This is a genomic window from Stenotrophomonas sp. P5_A8, from assembly GCF_056400545.1.
The window spans coordinates 1-1,840 of the sequence record NZ_JBFULB010000501.1 but is presented as its reverse complement, the minus strand read 5'-3'; the positions used below and the strand labels follow the sequence as shown (position 1 = coordinate 1,840).

Genomic DNA, 1,840 nt, shown 5'->3' with positions numbered 1-1,840 from the left:
GCGTTGTCGTGCCCTCGAACATCTGATCAATAAGGCTCAGCGCGATCAGCGTCTCTCCATTGGAGAATCTGGCCTTGTACTGCTTGGACACAAGGAGAGACAGCATCCTTGCATCGTGCAGCGTCTTGTTTCCGCCAAGAGTGTAGCTATCGATGTCGCTGGCGAAAGCTCGCAGCGACGCGGGCATCCCACTCGCCACTGTATCGATGTAATCAAAATACCTGGAGAAATTCCAGGCCTGCCCATCGTGGTAGATCCTGTCGAGTTTMCTCACGCGCACACACTCCTTGGGTTTTTTGCCGGGCCATGCGTATCAGGCACCGGTTCGGCCGCAGGACGTCAGATTGCGCCCCGGCCGGTCAACATTCTGACGCATCCCGTCAACATTCCGACAGTCATCGCGCGCCGATGAAACGCAGGTTGAATGTGTCATTGAATTATTCATTTGCCTGCGCCGAAGCATGAATCCAAATGGGCCTCCCGCACGTAGATAGCCAGAGCCCACCCCACGACCGACGCGCAATGAGTCCCCCAGTCACCCAGGAAGATGAAAGAAAGGCCGTTCTTGGGTCCATGCAGATCGCCGATGTTGCCGCGCTCCCCTCGCTGGACCACATCACCCGTCTTGCCAGCTACGCCTTCGATGTCCCGGTTGCCTTTGTCTCGATCCTGGGCGATGTGGAACAGCGCTTTGTCTCCCGGATCGGGCTGCCGGTGGCGGCGACGTGCATCCGCGCCTCCATCTGTGCCCACGCCATCACCGCCAACGGGGTGTTCGTGGTCACCGACCTGGCGGCCGACCCGCGCTTCCAGGACAACCCCCTGGTCGCCAGCGCTCCGCACCTGCGCTTCTATGCAGGTGCCCCGCTGGTCGCCAGGAACGGGGTGGCCATCGGCGCCCTCTGCATCATGGACAGCATGCCCCGCGAGTTCCTGGACAGYGACCGCGAGCAGCTGTCGAGCCTGGCCCAGCTGGTGATGGGGCAGCTGGAGCTGCGCAACCTGTCCGGCCGGCTCGATCCGGTCAGTGGCCTCCCCAGCCGCCACCAGCTCCACGCCGATTTCCCCGGCATTGTCGCCCGCAGCGCCACCGGCAGGCGCTACGCCGTGGCCATCGACGTGCTCGACATCCCCCGCGCCAGCCAAGTGGGCCAGGTACTTGGGCTGCAACCGCTGGAAGCGCTGATCCGGCGCGCCGGCGTTCGCCTGCGCACCGCATTGGGCGGCATCGCTACGGTCTACCACGTGGGGGTCACGCGCTTCGCCTTCCTGGTGGACATGCCCACCCCAGACCAGGTGGAAAGCCTGGTCATGGAACTAAGGGGCCGGATGCTGCGTCCGCTGATGGCCGCCGCCGTGCCCATGTCGCCGCGCTTCCACGCAGGGATCTGCGCGGTCGAAGGCGGCGAAGGCAGCCACGAACTGCTTCGGAAACTCCTGGTGGGCCTGCACGATGCGTTCGACGCGGGTCAAACGTTGTGCTGGTACTCGGCAGCGCGGGACCAGACGGTGCACCGCGCCTACCGCCTGGCGTCGGATGCCGAGCGCGGCATCGCCAACGGCGAGTTCCATCTGGCCTATCAGCCACGTTTCGACGCCCCAACGCGCACCCCGGTCTCTGCCGAGGCGCTGATCCGATGGACCCACCCGGTGCTCGGCCCCATCAGCCCGCTCGAGTTCATCCCGGTCTTCGAACAGACCGCCCTGATGGCACTGGTCACCGACTGGGTGCTGGATGCGGCCCTGGACCAGCTGCTGGCGTGGCGGGCCCAGGGCGTGGACGTTCCCCTGTCCATCAACCTGCCCAGCAGCTATCTCACCAGCACCACCGCCTGGGAGG

2 protein-coding genes are annotated in these 1,840 nt (G+C 64.7%); one reads left to right on the top strand and one right to left on the bottom strand.

What is annotated here, in order from left to right:
* Positions 1 to 274 (bottom strand): hypothetical protein (locus AC1DQP_RS20095; protein ID WP_478052379.1); only part of this gene is annotated, 274 nt, incomplete at its 3' end.
* 299 nt (positions 275 to 573) lie between these two features.
* Between AC1DQP_RS20095 and AC1DQP_RS20090 the strand changes: the two genes are divergently transcribed.
* On the top strand, positions 574 to 1,840 hold a 1,267-nt coding region (locus tag AC1DQP_RS20090; RefSeq protein WP_478052378.1), incomplete at its 3' end, for an EAL domain-containing protein.